Below are 18,925 nucleotides of genomic sequence, written 5' to 3' on the forward strand. Positions count from 1 at the left end.
CACGATGATGGTTGCCACGAATCCGGGCAGGATTGACCGCCAAGGCCAATGGCCGATTCGGTCGAGCTCACCGTACACCAGGGACAGAGGAGAACGCACATGGAAAATATTGCTTTTCCAGGCTTGACAAGTCGCCGAATATGCTGTCAAGCCCTTGATGAAACCGCAGGTCAAGGGCGAGGCTACATTCGCCTTGTCATCGTCGTCGACAGCTCGATCCGGCCGGGCATCAATTGCGTCCCCATTGACGCAACGCCATGTCGCCTATGAATCAGCGGAAGTCGTCCACATGATCACGAGCCCACTGCGCAAACGTGCGACCTGGCCTTCCGACGACCTCGGCGTAGTCACCGCTGACCGCCGGCGGCTCTTTCTCCCATTCCACGAAATACCCCAGGATGTGATCGGCGATGATCTCCGGCCACCCCTCGCGCAGCATGTTCTCCCGCGCCTGCTCCGGGCTCAGCTCCTCGATGCGGATCGGCCGCCCCAGCGCCGCGCCGATCGCCTCGATCTGCGCGCGCTGCGTGACCTGCTCCGGTGCCGTCAGCTCATAGGTCTTACCGACGTGCCGGTCCTCGACCAGCGCCCGGACCACCACGTCGGCGATGTCCGCCTCGTGGATCGGCACCGCCGGCACGTCCAGGTACGCGCTGCGCACCACACTCTCCGCCCGGATCGACGGCCCCCACACGTCGATCTTGGTGGTGGCGAACTCGCCCGGCCGGACGAAGGTGAACTCCAGTCCGGAGTCACGCACCGCGCCCTCGACGGTGTGGTAGGGCCGCCCGGACGAGGAGAGCACCACGATCCGCCGCACACCGGCCTCACGCGCGATCGCCACCACCTCCTCCGGCCGGTCGAGCACCCCGTCGCCGTTGATCGAGATGAGGTACATCCGCTCGACGCCGGCGAACAGCGCCGGCAGCGTCTCCGGCCGGCCCAGGTCGCCGGCGACCACCTCGGCGCCGTCCGGCAGCCCGGCGGTCCGCGGGTTACGGCTGGAGGCCCGTACCTTGTGCCCCTCCGCCAGCAGTCCGGCCACCGCCCGGCGTCCCACACTGCCGGTCGCGCCAGTCACCAGAATCGTCATCGCGTCCTCCTCGGTCGGTGCTCCAGGGCCACGGCGATCCTGCGGCGCACCGGTCGAGTCCGGCTCGAAGCGCGCGCGACGATCCACCGGTCCTCCACGGCTTCTCGAGCCGCGACGCACACGATCGGGACCAGTCGACGAAAGAGGGACGCCCGTGGAACGCCTGTTGGCGCTCGCGGCCGGCAGCGAGCAGGAGAGCCGGGCCGTGCTGACCGAGGACGACGCCGCTCTGCTGCTCACCGAGATCGCCGGCCGGGCCATGCTGTTCGACGGACCGCCCGAGCCGGTGACGGTCCAGATCGACCTCGGCACAGGCGGCAAGCAGCTCGGCTACCTGGTCACCGTCGGGCCCGGCGGGAGCACTGTGGAGCCGGGCTGGTCGGCGGACGCGCCCGCGCGGATCCGGCAGGATCTCGCCGAACTCCTGCACGCCGTGTACGGGCGCCCCGGCGGTGGTCACGCCACCCGGGAGATCGAGCTGATGCCCGCCCCGCCGCCGGAGGAGGTCGACCCGGCGGCGGTGTTCCGGCGCCGCCGCTGCGCCGCCCTGGCGGTGCACCAGCTGGTCAAGGCATCCTCGGCGGAGCCCGCCGACCTGGACACCCTGGCCCTGCGGTTCGGCTCGGACAAGTGGGGCGACCACTGGTACACGCCGCACTACCAGCGCCACTTCGCGCCGTACCGGGAGGACCGGATCCGGCTGCTCGAGATCGGCGTGGGCGGGTACGACGCCCCGGACCAGGGCGGCGAGTCGCTGCGGATGTGGAAGCACTACTTCCGCCGCGGACTCGTGCACGGCCTGGACATCTTCGACAAGTCCCGGATCGACGAGCCACGACTGCGGACCCACGTCGGTTCGCAGGCCGATCCCGTCTTCCTGGCCGGGCTCGCCGCGCGGATCGGGCCGCTGGACGTGGTGATCGACGACGGCAGCCACCTCAGCGCCGACGTGATCAGCTCGTTCCGCACCCTGTTCCCTCTGGTCCGCCCCGGGGGCCTGTACGTCATCGAGGATCTGCAGACGTCGTACTGGACCGGCTGGAACGGCGGTCACCCGGAGTCCGGGCACCCGGACACCTCGCTCGGTTTCCTGCGGACCCTGGTCGACGCCCTGCACCACCAGGAACGCCTCGACGTCCCGGCGGCCGAGCTGGATCGCTGGATCGGTGCGCTGCACGTCTACCACAACATCGCGTTCATCGAGAAGCGCCTCAACGGAGAGCAGGGGTCGCCGGCCTGGATCCCACGCGACCTCGACCCGTCGGTGTGGATGTACCCCCAGCCGGAGGAGGAGAAGTGACGATCCTGGTGACCGGAGCGACCGGAAGCGTCGGCCGACACGTCGTCGGCGAGCTGCTGGACCGGGGCGAACGGGTGCGGGCGCTGACCCGCACCCCGGAGACCGCCGGCCTGCCCGAGAAGGCGGAGGTGGTACGCGGCGACCTGCTGCGCCCCGAGACGCTGGAGCCGGCGCTCGCCGGGGTGACCCGGCTGTATCTGTTCCCGGTGCCGGACACCGCCGAGCAGTGCGTGGACCTGGCCGTGCGGGCCGGGGTCGAGCGCGTCGTGGTGCTCTCCTCCGACGCGGTGAACACCCGCTACGAGGTGGCCGGGGACAGCATCGACGACCACGAGAAGGTGGAGAGCGCGGTGGAGCGCTCCGGCCTGGCCTGGACCTTCCTGCGACCCGTCGCGTTCGCCGGCAACACGCTGTTCTGGTCGCACTCGATCCGCGCCGAGAGCGTGGTGCGGGCCGCGTACCCGCAGGCGGCGCAGGCGCTGGTGCACGAGGCCGACATCGCCGAGGTGGCGACGGCGGCGCTGCTCAGCGACGCCCACGACGGCAAGGGCTACACGCTCACCGGCCCCGAGGCGGTGACCCAGGTGGCGCAGGTCCGGGCGATCGCGGACGCGATCGGCCGGGAGGTCCGCTTCGAGGAGATGACCCCGGAGGCGAAACGGGCCGAGATGCTCCAGTACCTCCCCGCCGACTCGGTCGACATGATCCTCGGCTACTTCGCCATTGCCGAGCGGCATCCCGACCCGGTCACCGACGCGATCGAACGGGTCACCGGCCATCCGGCCCGCAGCTTCGCCGACTGGGCCGTCGACCACGCGGACGCGTTCCGCTAGGAGGACAGATGTACGGAGCCGACCTCGCCGAGGTCTTCGAACTCATCCACCAGGGCCGGGGGAAGGACTACCTGGCCGAGGCCGCGGACGTCGCCGAGCGGATCCGTGCGCGCACGCCGGGCGCGGACTCGCTGCTGGACGTCGCCTGCGGTACCGGATCCCACCTGCGGGCGTTCGCAACGCTCTTCGGTCACGTGGAGGGCCTGGAGATCTCCGAGCCGTTCGCGCGGCGGGCCGAGAAGGCGGTCCCGGGGGCGACCATCCACGTCGGTGACATGCGGGACTTCGACCTGGGCCGCCGGTTCGACGCCATCACCATCATGTTCGGCTCGATCGGCTATCTGCGATCGGCCGAGGAGCTGACCGCCACGCTGCGGGTGTTCCGGCGGCACCTGGTGCCGGGCGGCACGCTGGCCGTCGACCCCTGGTGGTTCCCCGAGACCTACCTGGACGGATACGTGTCCGGCTCGCTGATCGAGGTCGACGGCCGGACCATCGCCCGGGTGTCGCACTCGTGCCTGGAGGGCGACGCCTCGCGGATGGACGTGCACTACGTCGTCGCCGGCCCGGAGGGCGCCCGGCACTTCGTGGAGAACCACCTGATCCGGCTGTTCAGCCGGGAGCGGTACCTCGCCGCGTTCGCCGAGGCCGGCTACCCGGACACCACGTACATCGAAGGGCTCAACTCCGGCCGAGGTCTGTTCGTCGCCACCCGCGACCGCGACCCCGGCGGAGCGGACGAGGGAGGACCATCGTGACGGACGAGACGACCGACGTACTCGTCGTGGGCGCCGGCCTGGCCGGCCTCTCGGCGACGACGTTCCTGGCCCGGCGCGGTGTCCGGGTGCGTCTGGTGGAGCGGCACCCGGGCACGTCCCTGCACCCGAAGGCGGCGGGCCAGAACCCGCGCACCATGGAGCTGCTCCGGATGGGGGGTGTGGCCGACGAGGTCGCCCGGGCCGGCGACATCCGGGGCGCCACCGGCGACTTCACCATCCGCATCGTCGAGACCGTGGGCGGCCCGGTGTTGCACTCGTTCGCCGAGAGCGTCGCCGACATGGTCGCCGCGACCGCACCGTGCACCGCCGAGGGCTGGGGCTTCGCCTCGCAGGACGCGGTCGAGCCGATCCTGCTGGAGGCGGCCCGCAAGTTCGGCGCCGTCGTGGAGTACGGCACCGAGATGGTCGACTTCCACCAGGACGGGCAGGGGGTGGAGGCGGTGCTGCGCCGGGCCGACGGCGGCACCGACCGGGTCCGCGCCCGCTACCTGGTCGCCGCGGACGGGCCGGAGAGCGCGGTACGGGAGCGGCTGGGCGTCCCGCGCACCGGTTACGGCACGCTGTCCCACTTCGTCGGGATGATCTTCGAGGCGGACCTGTCCGACGTGCTGCCGCCCGGCTCGACCGGCTGGTACTACATCCAGAACCCCGCGTTCACCGGCAACTTCGGGCCGACCGACAAGCCGAACCGGCACACGTTCTTCGTCGAGTACGCGCCCGACCGCGGCGAGTCGCCCGACGACTTCACGCCGCAGCGCTGCGTCGAGCTGATCCGGACGGCCGTGGACCGGCCAGGGCTGGAGCCGGCACTGCTCGACGTCCAGCGCTGGGGCATGGCCGCCCTGGTGGCCGAGCGGTGGCGCGAGGGCCGGGTGTTCCTGGCCGGCGACGCCGCGAAGGTGACTCCGCCGACCGGCGGCCTCGGCGGCAACACCGCCGTCGGCGACGGGTACGACATCGCGTGGAAGCTCGCGGCGGTGCTCGACGGCACGGCCGGCGACGGGCTGCTCGACTCGTACGAGGCGGAGCGCCGGGCCGTGGCGCACCTGGTCGTCGACGAGTCGTACGCCGTCTACGTCCAGCGCATGGCGCCCCACCTGGCCGGCACCGCCCCGGCCGGGGTCGGCTACAACGAGGTGATCCTCGGATTCCGCTGCCTGTCCGGCGCGGTGCTCCCCGAGCCGGACGACGACGGCGCGCGGGTCGAGGATCCACTGCGGCCGAGCGGGCGGGCCGGCTTCCGGGCGCCCCACGTGTGGATCACCCGGTCCGGCGCGCGGGCCTCGAGCCTCGAACTGTTCGGTGACGGGTGGGTGCTGATCGCCGGGGACGAGGCGTGGCGGGGCACCGGCGAGCCGGTGACCGTGCACGTGGTCGGCGCTGATCTGCTCGACCCCGAGGGCGAGCTGCGCGACAGTTACGGCATCGGTGCCGCCGGCGCGGCGCTGGTCCGCCCGGACGGCATCCTGGCCTGGCGCACCTCGGCGCCGTACGACCCGGCCACGCTCGGCGGCGTGCTGGACCGGCTGCTGTCCCGCTGACCCCCGCGACACGTGAGCCCCGACCCGGCCGGGTCGGGGCTCACACGTGCCGGGCGCCTATCGCGTCCGGTGCCGGGCGGTGAGGCGCTCCAACTCCGGCACGACCTCGACCGGGCTCGGCGTCTCCGCCATGGTCCGGCTCAGCGCGCCCGCGCTCTCGGCGAAGGAGGGCTCGTCCAGGATCCGCACGAGATCCGCGCGCAGCCGGGCCGGGCTCAACTCGAACGACGGCAGGAACCGGCCGGCGCCGAACGCCTCCAGCCGCTGGGCCCGGTAGATCGCGTCCCACATCCAGCCCATGGCGACCTGCGGCACCCCGTACGCCGCGGCGGTCGCCCAGGTGCCGGCGCCGCCGTGGTGCACGATCGCCGCACAGCTGGGCATCAACGCGTGCAGCGGCACCCGGTCGACCACCCGGGTGTTCGCCGGCACCGCCGGCACGTCCGCGAGTTCCTCCTCGCTGAGCAGCGCCACCGCCTCGATGTCCAGGTCCTCGATGGCCGCGAACAGGTCGGCCACCCGGACGGCGTTCGGGAACGACGTCTGCCGGATCGTCTCGCCGAGGGTGAAGCAGACTCGCGGCCGCTCCGGATCGGCGCGCAGCCAGTCCGGCACCACGGCCGGCGTGGGACCGTTGTACGCGACGTAGCGCATCGGCACGGTGGGCAGGCCCAGCTCCAGGCGTACGCCCGGCGGCATCTGGTCGATCGTCCAGTGCCCGGTGACGATCTCCTCGTCGAACCGGCAGCCGTGCCGGTCGAGCACCAGCGACAGCCACTCGGCCAGCGAGTCGTCCCGCTGCTCTTCCGGCAGCTCGGCCAGGCGGCCGAGCATCGCCGCGCGGACGCCGTAGAACGTGTCCGGGAAGGACAGGATGCGGGCGCTGGCCGCGCCGCTGGCCCGGGCGGCGACCGCGCCGGCGAAGGTGAACAGCTCCCAGATCACCAGGTCCGGCTGCCAGTGCCGGGCGTACGCGACCAGCTCGTCGACCATCGAGTCGTTGTTGATCTGGGCGTAGTACGTGGCGGTCAGCAGCGAGTTCGAGGCGATCATGAACTCGGCGTCGAGGTGTTCCGGCCGGTGCTCCAGGAAGTCCGGAGCCGAGTGGTGGGCGTACATCCCGGCGCCGACGTGCCGGGCCACCTGCTCCATCTTGTGGTCGTCACCGACCGGCACGGCGGTCAGCCCGGCCCGCACGATGCTCTCGGTGAGCGCCGGCTGGCTGGCCACCCGCACCTCGTGCCCGGCCGCGCGCAGCGCCCAGGCCAGTGGCACGGCGCCGTTGAAGTGCGCGTCCATCGCGAAGGACGTCAGGAGAATCCGCATCGCCGCCGCCCTCAGGACCCGGTCACCGGGAACCGGAGCACACCGCGGACCACGGGCGAGCGCAGCCGGCGCACCACCCGTTCCCGGTACGTGATCCCGATTCCGGATTCGGCGAGCGACCGCACCGCGGCCTCCGCCTGCACCCGGGCCAGCGGCAGCACCAGACCGGCGTAGCCCCCCTCGGCCGGATCGAGGACCGGGCCGGGCTCGCGGGACAGGTCGAACCGGTCCGGCTCGGTGAAGACGGCCGGATCCCGGTTGGCCGCGCCGATGGCCACCACCACCTGGCCGTCCGCCGGTACCTCGGTCCCGGCGTACTCGACCTCCTCCTCCGCGATGCGGTTCTCCAGCCGTATCGGCGGCGAGTAGCGCATCGTCTCGGCGACCGCCGCGGCGGCCAGCTCCGGCTCGGAGCAGACCCGCTGCCACTGCTCGGGGTGGTCGAGCAACGCTTCCACCGTGTTCGCGGCGAGGGTGGTCGCCACCTCGACGCCGGCCACCGCCAGGAGCACCGCCACGGCGAACACGTCGGCGTCCGGCGCGTCCGGCCGTAGCGGGCCGAACGTGTCCGGCCCGGCGAGCAGGTCACGCAGCTCGCGGACCGCGGCGAGCACGGCGCGGGCGTCCGGGTACCGCGGCGGGCAGAGACCGGCGTCGAGCGCGACACCGGCGTCGCGCACGAGCGCCGCGAACCGCTCCCGCTGCTGCGGCGGCACGGCCAGCAGGTCCGCCACCAGGTCCGTGGCCGCCGGCCGGACGACGTCGTCGACCAGGTCGAACTCGGCCGGCAGGCCGGCCCGGCGGCCGGCGACCAGATCCGCCGCCGCCTTGCGGTGCTCCTCCACGCCCGGCGCACCGAGCACCGGCGCGAACAGCCGTCCCCAGCGGTCGTAGTCGGCGCGGCCGGCGTTGAGGAACGCGTCGTCCAGCGGCAGGACGTGGCACAGCTTCGGGTTGTCCCAGACGTCCTGGAACAGGTGTTCCTGCGCGGCCGGGCCGCCGCGGTGCCGCGGCTGCAACCGCGCGTCGGCGAGGATCCGCCGGGCCGTCTCGTGCTGCCCCGTGACCAGCGCGCCGGCCTCGCTGCGGTGCAGGGCGCCCTGCTCCCGCAACCGGGCGTCGACGGACGCCGGATCCTGCGCCTCGGCGCGCAGCAGCAGGGCGTACGGGTCGCCCCGGGTGCCGTAGATGAACTGGAAGCCCCGGATGGTGAGCAGGTGCCGGCCCAGGTCGCCGGCGCTGACCTGCGCGGTGGGCGCCTCCGGCCGGGCCACCTCGGGCCGCAGGTGCGCCAGGACGGCGTCGGCCAGCGGCCGGTGCACGGCGCTCGGCAGCGCGTGCCCCATGCCCTTGATCTCCACGAGCCGGGCGCGCGGGATCAGGTCGGCCAGGTGCCGCCCGTGCGGCGGTGGCGCGGCCGGGTCGTTCGGCGCCTGGATCACCAGGGTCGGCACGTCGAGACCGCGCAGCTCGGCGCCACGGCTGCGGGGCGGCAGGCCGACCAGGTAGTGGGCGATCGGCTCCTCCCACGTCCCGGCGTGCTCCATGGCACGCTTCTCCCAGGTGCGGTACTCGGCCTCGTCGAACGGCACGCCGTCGCCGTTGAGCAGCCGCCACTTGCCGACCTGTTTGGCCAGCATGCTCTCCCGATCGGTGGCGGGCTGCTGGACGTGGGCGAGCATGTCGAGGAAGCGCTGGGTGGGCACGGGCAGGCCGTCGACTGTCGACTCGCCCCGGAACGCGGCCTCGATCCCGGCGTCGAAGTCGACGTCGAGGGCGCCGCCCAGCATCAGCGTGAGGCTGCGCACCCGGCCCGGGTGGTTCAGCGCCATCACCTGGGCCAGCGAAGCGCCCATGGACAGGCCGAGGACGTGCGCCGCCTCGACGTCCCATGCGTCGAGCACGGCGACCGCGTCCGCGGCCAGGTCGTCATAGGTGTACGGGTGCTCGCCGTAGTCGCGCCGCGTCGACCGCCCGGTGTCGCGGTGGTCGTACCGGATGACGTGCAGGCCGCCGGCCGCCAGCGTCTCGACGAACTCGTCCGGCCAGCCGTACGCGGACAGGTTGCCGCCCATGATCAGCAGAAGGGCCGGGTCGGCGGGGTCACCGAAGTCCTGGCTCCAGATCCGCACGTCTCCGGCGGTTGCCACTCGTTCTGTCATCAGGTTGCTCCATCGGGGGCGAGAGTGAGCAGGGACAGGTCGAACGGGACGGACGGGGACGCCACCTTGCGCGCCGACTCGACCACCAGCCCGGCCGAGGCGGCGAAGGTGGACCACTCGTCCCGGGTACGCAGACGGCCGCCGAGAAACACCAGCATCCGCAGGTCGAGCAGGGTGAACTGCTCGTTGGAGGCGTCCTCGGGCAGGTCGTCCCGCTCCAGCACGAGGATCCGGCCGCCCGGCTCCAGCGCCTCGGTGCACCGCAGCAGGATCCGGCGGGCGTCCTCGTCGGACCAGTTGAGCAGCACGAAGGACAGCGCGATCACGTCCGCGCCGGTGGGCAGCGGCTGGAAGAAGTCACCGGCCACGGCGTCCAGCCGGCCGGCGAGACCGGCCGCCTCGAAGTTCGCCCGGGCCCGGGCCGCCGGCAGCGGCAGCTCGACGAGGGTGCCGGTGACGTGCGGCGCGGTCCGGGCGATCGCGGCGAGGAAGCCGCCGACGCCGCCGCCCACGTCCATCACGTGCTTCACGCCGCTCCAGTCGTACGCGGCGGCCGGCTCGTCGTAGACGACGTCCTGGTCACAGGCCATCAGCTCGTCGAACGACTCGGCCAGCTCCGGCTGGGCGGTCAGGTCGTCGTAGAACGACCTGCCGTACACCGTCTCGTAGCTGGGCCGGCCGGTGCGGACCGCGTCGAGCAGGCGGAAGAACGCCAGGTCGGCCCGGGAGACGGCGTTGGTGAGGTCGAACCAGGCCCGTTGCTGGGCCGGGTGGTCCTCGGCCAGCAGGCGGCCGACGGCGGTCGGCTCGATCGTGCCGTCCGGCGTCTCGGTGAACACGCCCACCGCCACGAGGTGCCGGATGATCCGCAGCAACGCGTTGGGATCGGCGCCGGCCGCCCGGGCGAGCGCCGCCGGGGTGCGCGCCCCGGCGGCGATGTGGTCGACGAGCCGAAGCGTGGCGGCCACCCGGACCGCCATCGGGGTGTGCAGGCCGCCCAGCCGCAGCAACGTGTCCAGCTCGTTCATGGACGGCCGGGCGGTGGCCGCGGGCACGGCCGTGTCAACGTCGGGCATGAGCCCAGCTCCTCCGGATCTCGGTGGGGGAAGGACGCGGGCCGCCGCTCACGGGCGCCATCCGTCGCCGGCCGGCCACGGCTCGGCGAGCTGCCGGTAGGTGCCGATGTAGTCCGGCCAGTCCCGGTGGTCCCGGATCTTGCCGTCGACGATCCGGATCAGGTGGATCTGCTCGCCGGAGAACCTGCGGCCGGTCGCCGGCATGCTGACCAGGTCGCCGATCTGCCGCCCGTACAGCACCAGGCGGGCGCGGACCCAGTTGCGGTTCTCCTCGTAGCCGATCTCCTCCAGGTACGCCTCCTCGGAGAAGGTCATCTTCAGCCACTTGACGGCCAGCACGAACGCCTCGGGGCCGAGCAGGTCGTTGAAGTGCTCCATGGCGCCCGGGTTGAGGTACTCGGGGTGGATGAATTCCGCGGCGTCGTCGGTCTTGCCGGTGTTGTACGCGTTCACCATTCGCTTGACGACTTCGATCTGTGCGCTCACAGTTACTCCCAACGGGCTGCCGATGAATTGAGTAATCAAATTATTGAGCGTCCGGAGCGCAGCGGCAAGGCGCTTCCGGGCGGCTCGGGCAATTCCATAGCCAAATTGCAGCGCCGCTCGAACGGCCCTTTAGTGAGCCTCCAGACCGGCGCGGTTGGCTGCGCGGGGACAGTGCCGCACAACCAGGAGGATCAGTGGACGACACCGCGTACAAGACGACAGTCGCCGCCGCGTTCGACCGGGCGGCGGCGAGCTACGACCGGCTCGGCGTCGAGTTCTTCACACCGATGGGCGCGCGGCTCGTCGAACGCGCCGATCCCCGGCCTGGCCAGCGCGTTCTCGACGTCGGATGCGGCCGTGGCGCGAGCCTGTTCCCGGCCGCCGAGCGGGTCGGCGCCCAGGGCCGGGTGGTCGGCATCGACATCGCGCCGGCGATGGTCGGGCACACCCGCGCCGAGGCCGCGCGGGTCGGGCTGCGGCACGTCGAGGTACGCGAGATGGACGGCGAGCACCCGGATTTCCCGGATGCCTCCTTCGACCTGGTCCTGGGCAGCTACAGCGTCATTTTCATCCCGGACGCGCCGCGGGCCATGGCGCGCTATTCCCGACTGTTGCCCAGCGGCGGGAAAATGGCATTCACAAGCCCGGTCTTCACTACCGACACATTTCCTTTCCTGCCGCCGATGTTCACTCCGCTCATCGACCGGGAATTGTTGCGCCGGCTGCCGGAGCAGTGGCAGCCGGACGCGCTGCGCCGCCGGTTCAACAGCTGGCTGCAGGACCCGGAGGACCTCCGCTCGACGATGCGCGCCGCCGGTTTCCGCACCACCGAGGTGGTCGACGAGCCGGTACGCCTCGTCGCGGAGAGCGGCGCCGCGTGGGTCGACTGGTCGCACACCCAGGGCATGCGGCTGCTCTGGCAGCATCTTCCGCCGGCCGAGGCCGCCGCCCTGCGCGACCGGCTGATCCCCGCGCTGGACGCGCTGCGCGACGGCGACGGCCCGGTCCGGATGGACGTCCCGGTCCGCTACGTGATCGCGGAACGCTGACCCAGCGCCGTCCGGGCCGCCGCCACGGCACGCCGGTCCGCCTCCGCGCCCGCGGGGCGGGCCGGCAGCAGCGACACCACCCGGGCGCGACCGGCCCGGACCGCCGGATGGCGACGGGCGATCTGCGCGAGCGTCTGCCCCGGGCCGGTCTCCACCACCACCCGCGCGCCGTCGCCCAGCAGCCGGTCCAGCGCCGGCCAGAACCGGACCGGCTCCACCGGGTGGCCCGCCCAGTAGGCGGGATCGGTGGCCGCCGCACCGAGCGGCTCGCCCGTGTATCCGGAGTAGAGCGGCACGCGGGGTGGCGCCACCGGCAGCCCGGCGACCACCTCCTCGGCGCCGGCGTTCGCGGCGGCCAGCGCCGGCGAGTGGAACGGCGTCCGCGACGGCACCGGGTGACACCTCAGACCGGCGGCGCGCAGTGCCGCCGCCACCTCGCCGAGAGCCGGCTGCGGGCCGGCCAGCACCACCTGGCGCGGCGCGTTGTACGCGCCGACCACCACGTCACCGATGAGGAACGGGTGTACCCGCTCGGGCGCGGCGGCCACCGCCAGCATGCCCCCGGCCGGGGCGTCCCGTGCCCGCCGTACCCGGTCCCGCACCAGCCGCACCGCATCCGGTAGCTGAAAGACGCCGGCGAGCACGGCTCCCACCAGTTCGCCCAGGCTGTGCCCGAGCAACGCGCCGGGCCGCACGCCCCAGCTCAGCACCAGCCGAGCCAGGGCGTAGTCGACCGCGAACAGCAGCGGCTGGGCCCGGGCGACGTCGTCGATCGGCGTACGCGGCACGGCGGTGAGCCAGTCGTGGCGCAGGCACGGCTCGGCGAAGAGTTCGAGCACCTCGTCCATCGCCGCGGCGAAGACCGGCTCGGCCGGGTAGAGACCGGCGGCCATCCGTTCGTGCTGTGCTCCCTGGCCTGGGAGCAGGAAGGCGGTCCCGGGACTCATCCGGACGCCAGGCGCGCGTTGACGAAGCGCACCATCTCGTCCGGGGTCCGCAGCTCGGCCACCCCCTCCTCCGGCAGCGTCACCCCGTAGTCGTGCGACAGGCGGCTGGTCACCTCGAGTACGGCGAGCGAGTCGTATCCCAGGTCCGCGAAGTCCGCGCCACCGACATCGTCGGCGAAGGTGACCGACTCGTCCTCACCGGCGCACTCCCGCATCACCCGCATCAGCTCCGGCACCGTCAGCTCAGCCATGTCCCTGCCTCTCTCTCCTGGTCACTAGCGCCGGACCACCAGGGCGCTGTTGAAGCCGCCGGCGCCGCGCGCCAGCACGAGGGCCGCCCGGCCCCGCACCGGCCGGGGCGCGCCGGTCACCAGGTCCAGCGCGTAGTGGTCCGGAACGTCGATCGCCGGCGCGGTCGGGGGCACCTGCCCCTCCCGCAGCGCGATGAGGGCCGTGACCACGTCCAGCGGCGCGGCTCCGGCGGCGAGCCGGCCGGTGCGGGCCTTGGGCGCGGTGACCGGCACCCCACGCGGGCCGAAGACCTCCTCGATCGCCCGGGCCTCAGCGGCGTCCTCGTCCGGCGTACCGGCGCCGTCGGCCATCACCATCGCCACCTCGTCCGGCCGGACCCCCGCGTCGGCCAGTGCCGTGTCCATCGCGCGGCGCAGGTTGGACGGGCGGCCGGTGCCGGGGGCGGGGTCGAACGAGGCGCCGTAGCCGGCGATCTCGCCGTACCGGGGCGCGCCGCGACCGGCCGCGTCCGTCGCGGACTCCAGCACCAGCAGCGCGCCGCCCTCGCCGGGTACATAGCCGCCGGCCGCCCGGTCGAACGGCAGGTAGGCCCGGTCCGGCCGGTTCCCGGTGGCGAGGCGGCCGGACGCCAGGTGTGCGGCCAGCCCGTACGGGCACAGTGACGAGTCCACCGCGCCGGTCAGCACCGCGCGGCTGCCCTTGCGGATCTTGCGACGGGCGTGCGCGATCGCGTCGAGCCCGCCCGCGTCGTCGGTGACGAACACACCGACCGGTCCGCGCATGTCGTGCCGGATCGCCAGCTGGCCGGTGTTGACCGCGTAGAACCAGGCGAACGACATGTAGGTGCTGACGAACCGGCGTCCCCGTCCCCACAGCTTCTCCAGCTCCCGCTGGCCGAACTCGAAGCCGCCGGCCGAGCCGGCCGTCACCACGCCGAGGTCGAGCGGGGACAGCGCCGTGGTGTCCAGGCCGGCGTCGTCGAGCGCCCACCGGGCCGCGGCGAGACTGTACCGGGTCATCACGTCGGTCTGCGGCAGCAGCCGTCCGGGCACGTGCGCGGCGGGGTCGAACCCGGGCACCTCCCCGGCCAGCCGGCCGGGATAGCCGTCCGCCTCGAACCGGGTGATCTCGTCGATGCCGTTGTCCCCGGCCAGCGCCGACCGCCAGTGCGCGTCCCGTCCGAGCCCGTGCGGCGACAGCACGCCGACGCCGGTCACCACCACGGCCGTCATGCGGCCCCGCCCGGAACCCGGCGCAGCACCATCGCGCTCTGGAACCCGCCGAACCCGCTGCCCACCGTCAGCACCGTGCGGACCGGCTGCTGCCGGGCCACCAGCGGGACGTAGTCCAGGTCCAGCTCCGGGTCGGGGTCGTGCAGGTTCGCCGTCGGGGGCACGAACCCGTGCTCGATCGCCAGCGCGCTCGCCACCACCTCGATCGACCCGATCGCGCCGAGCGAGTGCCCGATCATCGACTTGATCGAGCTGATCGGCGTGGCGTACGCGTGCGGGCCCAGGCTGTGCTTGAACGCCGCGGTCTCGTGGATGTCGTTCTGCCGGGTCGCCGTGCCGTGCGCGCTGACGTAGTCCACCTCCCGGGGTGCGGTGCGCCCCTCGTCGAGGGCGGCGGTGACGGCCGCCGCGAGTTCCCGGCCGTCCGGCCGCAGCCCCGTCATGTGGTAGGCGTTGCTGCGCGAGGCGAAACCCGTGATCTCGGCGTAGATGTGCGCACGCCGGCGCATCGCCGACTCCATCTCCTCGACCACCAGCGTCGCCGCGCCCTCCCCCAGCACGAAACCGTTGCGGGTGCGGTCGAACGGACGCGAGGCGTGCTCCGGGTCGTCGTTGCGCGGGGAGGTGGCCCGGATCGCGTCGAAACAGGCGACGGTGATGGGAGTGATGGGCGCCTCGGTGCCGCCGGTGACCATCGCGTCGACGGTGCCCTCCCGGATCAGCTCGCAGGCGTACCCGATGGCGTCCAGGCCCGAGGTGCACCCGGCCGAGACCGTCGTGGCCGGGCCCTCCGCCCCGGCGACCCGGCACGTCTCGGCGGCCAGCGAGCTGGGCACGAAGTAGTCGTAGAGGTACGGGCTGGCACGGCGGTGGTCCACCAGCCACCTGCGCCCGGCGTCGCTCATCGCCACGTACTGCTGTTCCAGCTTCTCGGTACAGCCGACCGCGCTGCCCATGCTGACCCCGACGCGGTGGGCGTTGCTCTCGGTGATCTCCAGTCCGCTGTCGGCCAGCGCCTCACGGGTGGCCACCACGGCGAACTGCGCCGCCCGGTCCAGCCGGTGTGCGTCCGCCTGGCTCAGGCCCTCCTGGCGCGGGTCGAAGTCGCACTCGGCGGCGATCCGGGACCGGTAGCCGGCGGCGTCGAACAGCGAGATGGCGCGGGTCGCGGTGCGCCCGGCGAGCAGTTGCTCGCGGAACGCCTTGACGCCGGTCGACCCGGGTGCCACCACGCCCATGCCGGTGATCACGACACGCCGGGTCACGGCGTCACCGTGCGGCTCTGGCGGCACGTGTACAGGTTCGGCTCGCCGGTGCTCAGCGCGCGCAGGGCGGCCTGGTGCGGCGTGAACTCCGGCCGGGACACGGCCCGCCGGAACGACACCGCGTCCCGCCAGTGCGCGACGTTGACGTAGCTGCCGGGATCCTCGGTGTGGCGCAGCAGCGTGTGGCCGAGAAAACCGGGCTGCTCGCCGAAGTACGCGCTGGTCTCGGCGAAGGTCTTCTCGAACTCCTCCGGTGTGCCGTGCACGGTGAACCTGTTGACGAAAACCACCGGACCGTCCATGTCAATCTCCTCGCGCAAACGCTTGACCATCACGGTCGAATCTGCTCTGAGGCTGTCGGACCGATCTCGCAACCCACTCAACAAACGGCTGACCCGCCGGCTGTCGAGCACGTCTCGAGCCGCCACTGACACCGTCGGAGTCCCCACAGCGAGGAGAGGGGTTCGCGAAGTGACGGGAAACGACGATCGGATCGCCCTGGTCACGGGCGCCACCAGCGGCATCGGGCTGGCGATCACGGAACTGCTCGCGCGGCAGGGCATGCGCGTGTTCGTCTGTGCCCGGGACGCCGCACGGGTGTCGCTGACGGTCAAGCGGCTGCGGGAGGAGTCCCTGGAGGTCGACGGACAGGCCGCGGACGTGACCGAGCCGGACCAGGTCCGGGCGTTCGTGGCCGCCGCGGTCGACCGGTTCGGGCCGGTGGACGTGCTGGTCAACAACGCCGGACGCAGCGGTGGCGGGGTCACCGCGCGCATCACCGACGAACTCTGGTCGGACGTGCTGGCGACGAACCTCACGAGCGTCTTCCGGATGACCCGGGAGGTGCTGACCGAGGGCGGCATGCTGGCGCGCGGCAGCGGCCGGGTGATCAACGTGGCGTCGACGGCCGGCAAGCAGGGCGTGGTGTACGGCGCACCGTACAGCGCGTCCAAGCACGGCGTGGTCGGCTTCACCAAGGCGCTCGGGCTGGAGCTGGCAAAGACCGGGATCACCGTGAACGCGGTCTGCCCCGGGTACGTGGAGACCCCGATGGCCGAACGGATCCGCCAGGGATACGCCGACTTCTGGGAGACCACGACGGACGCGGTCCGGGAGCGCTTCGAGGCGAAGATCCCGCTCGGCCGGTACAGCACCCCGGCCGAGGTGGCCGGTCTGGTGGGTTACCTCGTGTCGCCGGCGGCGGCGCCGGTGACCGCGCAGGCGATAAACGTCTGCGGCGGCCTGGGCAACTTCTGAAGGGGGACCGATGGCACATCACATGGAGCACCGGATCACCGTGGCCGCGCCGCCGCACGCCGTCTTCGACCTGGTCGCCGACGTCCGCCGCTGGCCGCACGTCTTCCCGCCCACTGTGCACGCCGAGCAGGTCGAACGCCTGGCCGACGGGGAGCGGATCCGCATCTGGGCCACCGCGAACGGGCAGCCCAAGACGTGGCTCTCCCGCCGGCGGGTCGACCGGGAGGGCCTGCGGATCGCGTTCCGGCAGGAGGTGTCGCAGGCGCCGGTGGCCGCGATGGGCGGCGAGTGGATCTTCACCCCGGCCGGCGGCGGCTCCACCGAGGTGCGTCTGCTGCACGACTTCGACGCCCTCGGTGACGATCCGGACGCCGTGGACTGGATCCGCCGCGCGGTGGACGGCAACAGCGACGCCGAACTGGCGGCGCTGCGAGCGGCCGCGGAGCGCGACGACGCCGAGGATCTGTACTCGTTCGACGACACGGTGACCGTGCGGGGCGACCTGGCCGACGTCTACGGGTTCCTCAACGAGGCGGACCGGTGGCCGCAGCGCCTGCCGCACGTCGCGAGGGTCGACCTCCGGGAGGAGACGCCCGGCCTGCAACTGCTCGACATGGACACCCGTACCGCGGACGGGAACACGCACCGGACCACATCGGTCCGGGTCTGCGTCCCCGACGAGCTCATCGTCTACAAGCAGTTGCGCACCCCGCCGCTGCTGTCGCTGCACACCGGCCGGTGGTCGCTGCGCGAGGCGGGCGGGGCGCTCATGGTGACCTCCACCCACACCGTGGTGATCCGTCCCGAGGCGGTGCCGGAGCTGCTCGGCGCGGACGCCACGATGGCGCAGGCCCGGCAGCGGGTACGGCAGGCGCTCGGCGGCAACAGCCGTGCGACGCTGCAGCGCGCGAAGGAGTACGCCGAGGCACGGTTCGCCCGGGCGCGCTGACCGGGCGGGCGGCCCCGGGCCGGGGCCGCCCGCCCGGATGCGCGACGCGGCGTCGCGGGTCAGGTGACCGAGAGGGCGCCGTCCACGGTGAGCACCGTGCCGTTGAGGTACGCGGCGTCCGGCTGGGCGAGCCGGTGGATCCAGTCCGCGACCTCCTCCGGCCGGCCCACCCGGCCCACCGGCACCCGGACCGCGATGTGCTGGAGGAAGCCCTCGTACTCGGCCGCGGACATGCCGGCGCGCACACCGACGCCGGTGTTCACCACGCCCGGAGCGATGCCGACCACCCGGATGGCCCGCGACGCCAGCTCCACCGCCCAGGAGCGGGTGAGCGAGTCCAGCGCCGCCTTGGTCGCGGCGTACACCGCGTTCTGCGGTGCCGCGCGCAGCCCGAGGGCCATCGCCGAACCGACGTTCACGATCGTCCCACCGGACTCGGTCAGCGCGGTGAGGGCGCACTGGGTCAGCAGGACGGGCGCCAGCACGTTCGTCTCGAACTGGACCCGGACGGCCTCCGGATCGAGGTCGGACAGAGCGCCGAAGACGCCCACCGCCGCGTTGTTGATCAGGACGTCCACCGCCCCGAACTCGAGCAGGGCCCGGTCCACCACGATCTTCCCGGCGTCTGGACCGGTGATGTCGGCCACGAGAGTGGTGATGTTCGGATACCCCGTGGCCGTCTCCGCCAGCGGCTCCGGCGACCGGCCCACCACGAGGACCCGGGCGCCCCGGTCGGCGAAGGTCCGCGCGGCCGCCCGGCCTATCCCGCTGCCACCTCCGGTGATAATCACCGCTTGTGATGTCGTCATGGCCTGAACGTAAGGTCGCCGACTCAAGGCAGGCTCTACGGACGGTCGTCCCGGGTGACCCGCCGTTCCCGGACCTTCAACACGCCGTTCTCCCTGACCAGCACGTCCTCGCAGACGCACATCAGGTGCAGGCGCGGCTGCTCGTCCCGCCGCGTCGCGATGATCTGCGTGTAGCTGCGGACCGTGAGGGCACCGTCGCTCCGGACGGTCACCGCCGGCATCAGCACACAGTGCCGGTGCACCTCGCCCTTGCCGGCGAGTTCCGCCGCGGAGCGCCGGACCCCGGCGGTCAGTGCCGCCCGGCCACGGACCGGCTCGGGCAGCGACGGGGGCAGGAACGTCCCGTCCTCGGTGAACGTCTCCGCCCACCCGGCCGCGTCACCCGCGTCCAGCAGCTGCATGTGGTGGGCGTAGAAGCTCTGCACCTCGGCGTAGAGGGTGGCGTCGATGCCGGCTGCGGTCGTCACGTCGTTCTCCTTCGTCCGGTCGGGCCTCCAGCCTCACCCGGGTGCTTCGACGGATCGTCCAGGCCCGCTCGAGCACGGGTGGCCAGGATCGGGTCGGGGAAG

19 protein-coding genes are annotated in these 18,925 nt (G+C 72.8%); 7 read left to right on the forward strand and 12 right to left on the reverse strand.

All coding sequences use genetic code 11. The annotated features are described in order from the left end of the window. Nucleotides 1-271: 271 nt before the first annotated feature. Nucleotides 272-1,093, reverse strand: a complete 822-nt coding sequence (locus tag CLT75_RS10830; RefSeq protein WP_135240680.1) for an NAD(P)H-binding protein — start codon at nt 1,091-1,093, stop codon at nt 272-274. Nucleotides 1,094-1,247: 154 nt separating this feature from the next. Between CLT75_RS10830 and CLT75_RS10835 the strand changes: the two genes are divergently transcribed. The 4 genes from CLT75_RS10835 to rdmE are packed head-to-tail and all read left to right on the forward strand — an operon-like array spanning nt 1,248 to nt 5,546. Continuing rightward, a complete protein-coding gene (locus tag CLT75_RS10835; RefSeq protein ID WP_135240681.1) occupies nt 1,248-2,393 on the forward strand; it encodes a class I SAM-dependent methyltransferase in 1,146 nt (381 codons plus the stop codon). Then, nucleotides 2,390-3,226 carry an NAD(P)H-binding protein gene (locus CLT75_RS10840; protein ID WP_135240682.1) on the forward strand — a complete coding sequence of 279 codons (837 nt, stop codon included), beginning with the start codon at nt 2,390-2,392 and terminating at the stop codon, nt 3,224-3,226. The genes CLT75_RS10835 and CLT75_RS10840 overlap by 4 nt, the downstream gene beginning before the upstream one ends. An 8-nt stretch (nt 3,227-3,234) precedes the next feature. Continuing rightward, entirely contained in the window at nt 3,235-3,984 is a 750-nt protein-coding gene (locus CLT75_RS10845) for a class I SAM-dependent methyltransferase (protein ID WP_135240683.1), read from the forward strand. Continuing rightward, nucleotides 3,981-5,546, forward strand: coding sequence for an aklavinone 12-hydroxylase RdmE (gene rdmE / locus CLT75_RS10850; protein WP_135240684.1), 1,566 nt, complete (start codon nt 3,981-3,983; stop codon nt 5,544-5,546). Before CLT75_RS10845 ends, rdmE begins: the two co-directional genes overlap by 4 nt. Nucleotides 5,547-5,603: 57 nt before the next feature. Here rdmE and CLT75_RS10855 read toward each other — a convergent pair whose 3' ends face one another. The 4 genes from CLT75_RS10855 to CLT75_RS10870 are packed head-to-tail and all read right to left on the reverse strand — an operon-like array spanning nt 5,604 to nt 10,596. Then, complete coding sequence (locus CLT75_RS10855) at nt 5,604-6,872, reverse strand: activator-dependent family glycosyltransferase (protein ID WP_135240685.1); 1,269 nt, start codon at nt 6,870-6,872, stop codon at nt 5,604-5,606. Between the two features lie 11 nt (nt 6,873-6,883). Further along, entirely contained in the window at nt 6,884-9,034 is a 2,151-nt protein-coding gene (locus CLT75_RS10860) for a P450-derived glycosyltransferase activator (protein WP_135240686.1), read from the reverse strand. After that, a complete protein-coding gene (locus tag CLT75_RS10865) occupies nt 9,034-10,110 on the reverse strand; it encodes a methyltransferase (protein ID WP_135240687.1) in 1,077 nt (358 codons plus the stop codon). Before CLT75_RS10865 ends, CLT75_RS10860 begins: the two co-directional genes overlap by 1 nt. 48 nt (nt 10,111-10,158) lie before the next feature. Beyond that, the gene (locus CLT75_RS10870) at nt 10,159-10,596 is read right to left on the reverse strand and encodes a SnoaL/DnrD family polyketide biosynthesis methyl ester cyclase (protein WP_135240688.1); all 438 of its coding nucleotides are present in this window, start codon (nt 10,594-10,596) and stop codon (nt 10,159-10,161) included. Nucleotides 10,597-10,790: 194 nt separating this feature from the next. On the opposite strand from CLT75_RS10870, the gene CLT75_RS10875 reads away from it, so the two are divergent. Then, nucleotides 10,791-11,645, forward strand: coding sequence for a class I SAM-dependent methyltransferase (locus CLT75_RS10875; protein ID WP_135240689.1), 855 nt, complete (start codon nt 10,791-10,793; stop codon nt 11,643-11,645). Here the strand turns inward: CLT75_RS10875 and CLT75_RS10880 are convergent. Genes CLT75_RS10880 through CLT75_RS10900 form a run of 5 tightly spaced genes read right to left on the reverse strand, consistent with a single transcriptional unit; the run spans nt 11,624 to nt 15,643 of the window. Then, nucleotides 11,624-12,592: an acyltransferase domain-containing protein gene (locus tag CLT75_RS10880; RefSeq protein WP_135240690.1), complete on the reverse strand. Its 969-nt coding sequence runs from the start codon at nt 12,590-12,592 to the stop codon at nt 11,624-11,626. The genes CLT75_RS10875 and CLT75_RS10880 overlap by 22 nt on opposite strands. After that, nucleotides 12,589-12,843, reverse strand: a complete 255-nt coding sequence (locus CLT75_RS10885) for an acyl carrier protein (RefSeq protein WP_135240691.1) — start codon at nt 12,841-12,843, stop codon at nt 12,589-12,591. The genes CLT75_RS10880 and CLT75_RS10885 overlap by 4 nt, the downstream gene beginning before the upstream one ends. A 24-nt stretch (nt 12,844-12,867) precedes the next feature. Next, complete coding sequence (locus CLT75_RS10890) at nt 12,868-14,076, reverse strand: ketosynthase chain-length factor (RefSeq protein ID WP_135240692.1); 1,209 nt, start codon at nt 14,074-14,076, stop codon at nt 12,868-12,870. Beyond that, a complete protein-coding gene (locus CLT75_RS10895; protein ID WP_135240693.1) occupies nt 14,073-15,341 on the reverse strand; it encodes a beta-ketoacyl-[acyl-carrier-protein] synthase family protein in 1,269 nt (422 codons plus the stop codon). Before CLT75_RS10895 ends, CLT75_RS10890 begins: the two co-directional genes overlap by 4 nt. After that, nucleotides 15,338-15,643: an antibiotic biosynthesis monooxygenase family protein gene (locus tag CLT75_RS10900; protein WP_135240694.1), complete on the reverse strand. Its 306-nt coding sequence runs from the start codon at nt 15,641-15,643 to the stop codon at nt 15,338-15,340. The genes CLT75_RS10895 and CLT75_RS10900 overlap by 4 nt, the downstream gene beginning before the upstream one ends. A gap of 169 nt (nt 15,644-15,812) precedes the next feature. Here CLT75_RS10900 and fabG point away from each other — a divergent pair, with 169 nt between their 5' ends. Both fabG and CLT75_RS10910 read left to right on the forward strand, forming a co-directional pair. Continuing rightward, nucleotides 15,813-16,598, forward strand: coding sequence for a 3-oxoacyl-ACP reductase FabG (gene fabG / locus CLT75_RS10905; protein WP_209310305.1), 786 nt, complete (start codon nt 15,813-15,815; stop codon nt 16,596-16,598). A gap of 10 nt (nt 16,599-16,608) precedes the next feature. Continuing rightward, on the forward strand, nt 16,609-17,547 hold the full coding sequence (locus CLT75_RS10910; RefSeq protein WP_135240696.1) for an aromatase/cyclase: 939 nt from the start codon (nt 16,609-16,611) through the stop codon (nt 17,545-17,547). A 59-nt stretch (nt 17,548-17,606) separates the two neighbouring features. Here the strand turns inward: CLT75_RS10910 and CLT75_RS10915 are convergent, their stop codons facing one another. Together CLT75_RS10915 and CLT75_RS10920 are read right to left on the reverse strand one after the other, a co-directional pair. Further along, complete coding sequence (locus CLT75_RS10915) at nt 17,607-18,356, reverse strand: SDR family NAD(P)-dependent oxidoreductase (protein ID WP_209310306.1); 750 nt, start codon at nt 18,354-18,356, stop codon at nt 17,607-17,609. A gap of 35 nt (nt 18,357-18,391) precedes the next feature. Next, nucleotides 18,392-18,823, reverse strand: a complete 432-nt coding sequence (locus CLT75_RS10920; protein WP_318334522.1) for a nuclear transport factor 2 family protein — start codon at nt 18,821-18,823, stop codon at nt 18,392-18,394. Between the last annotated feature and the right edge of the window lie 102 nt (nt 18,824-18,925).

The organism is Micromonospora sp. CNZ285, assembly GCF_004637285.1.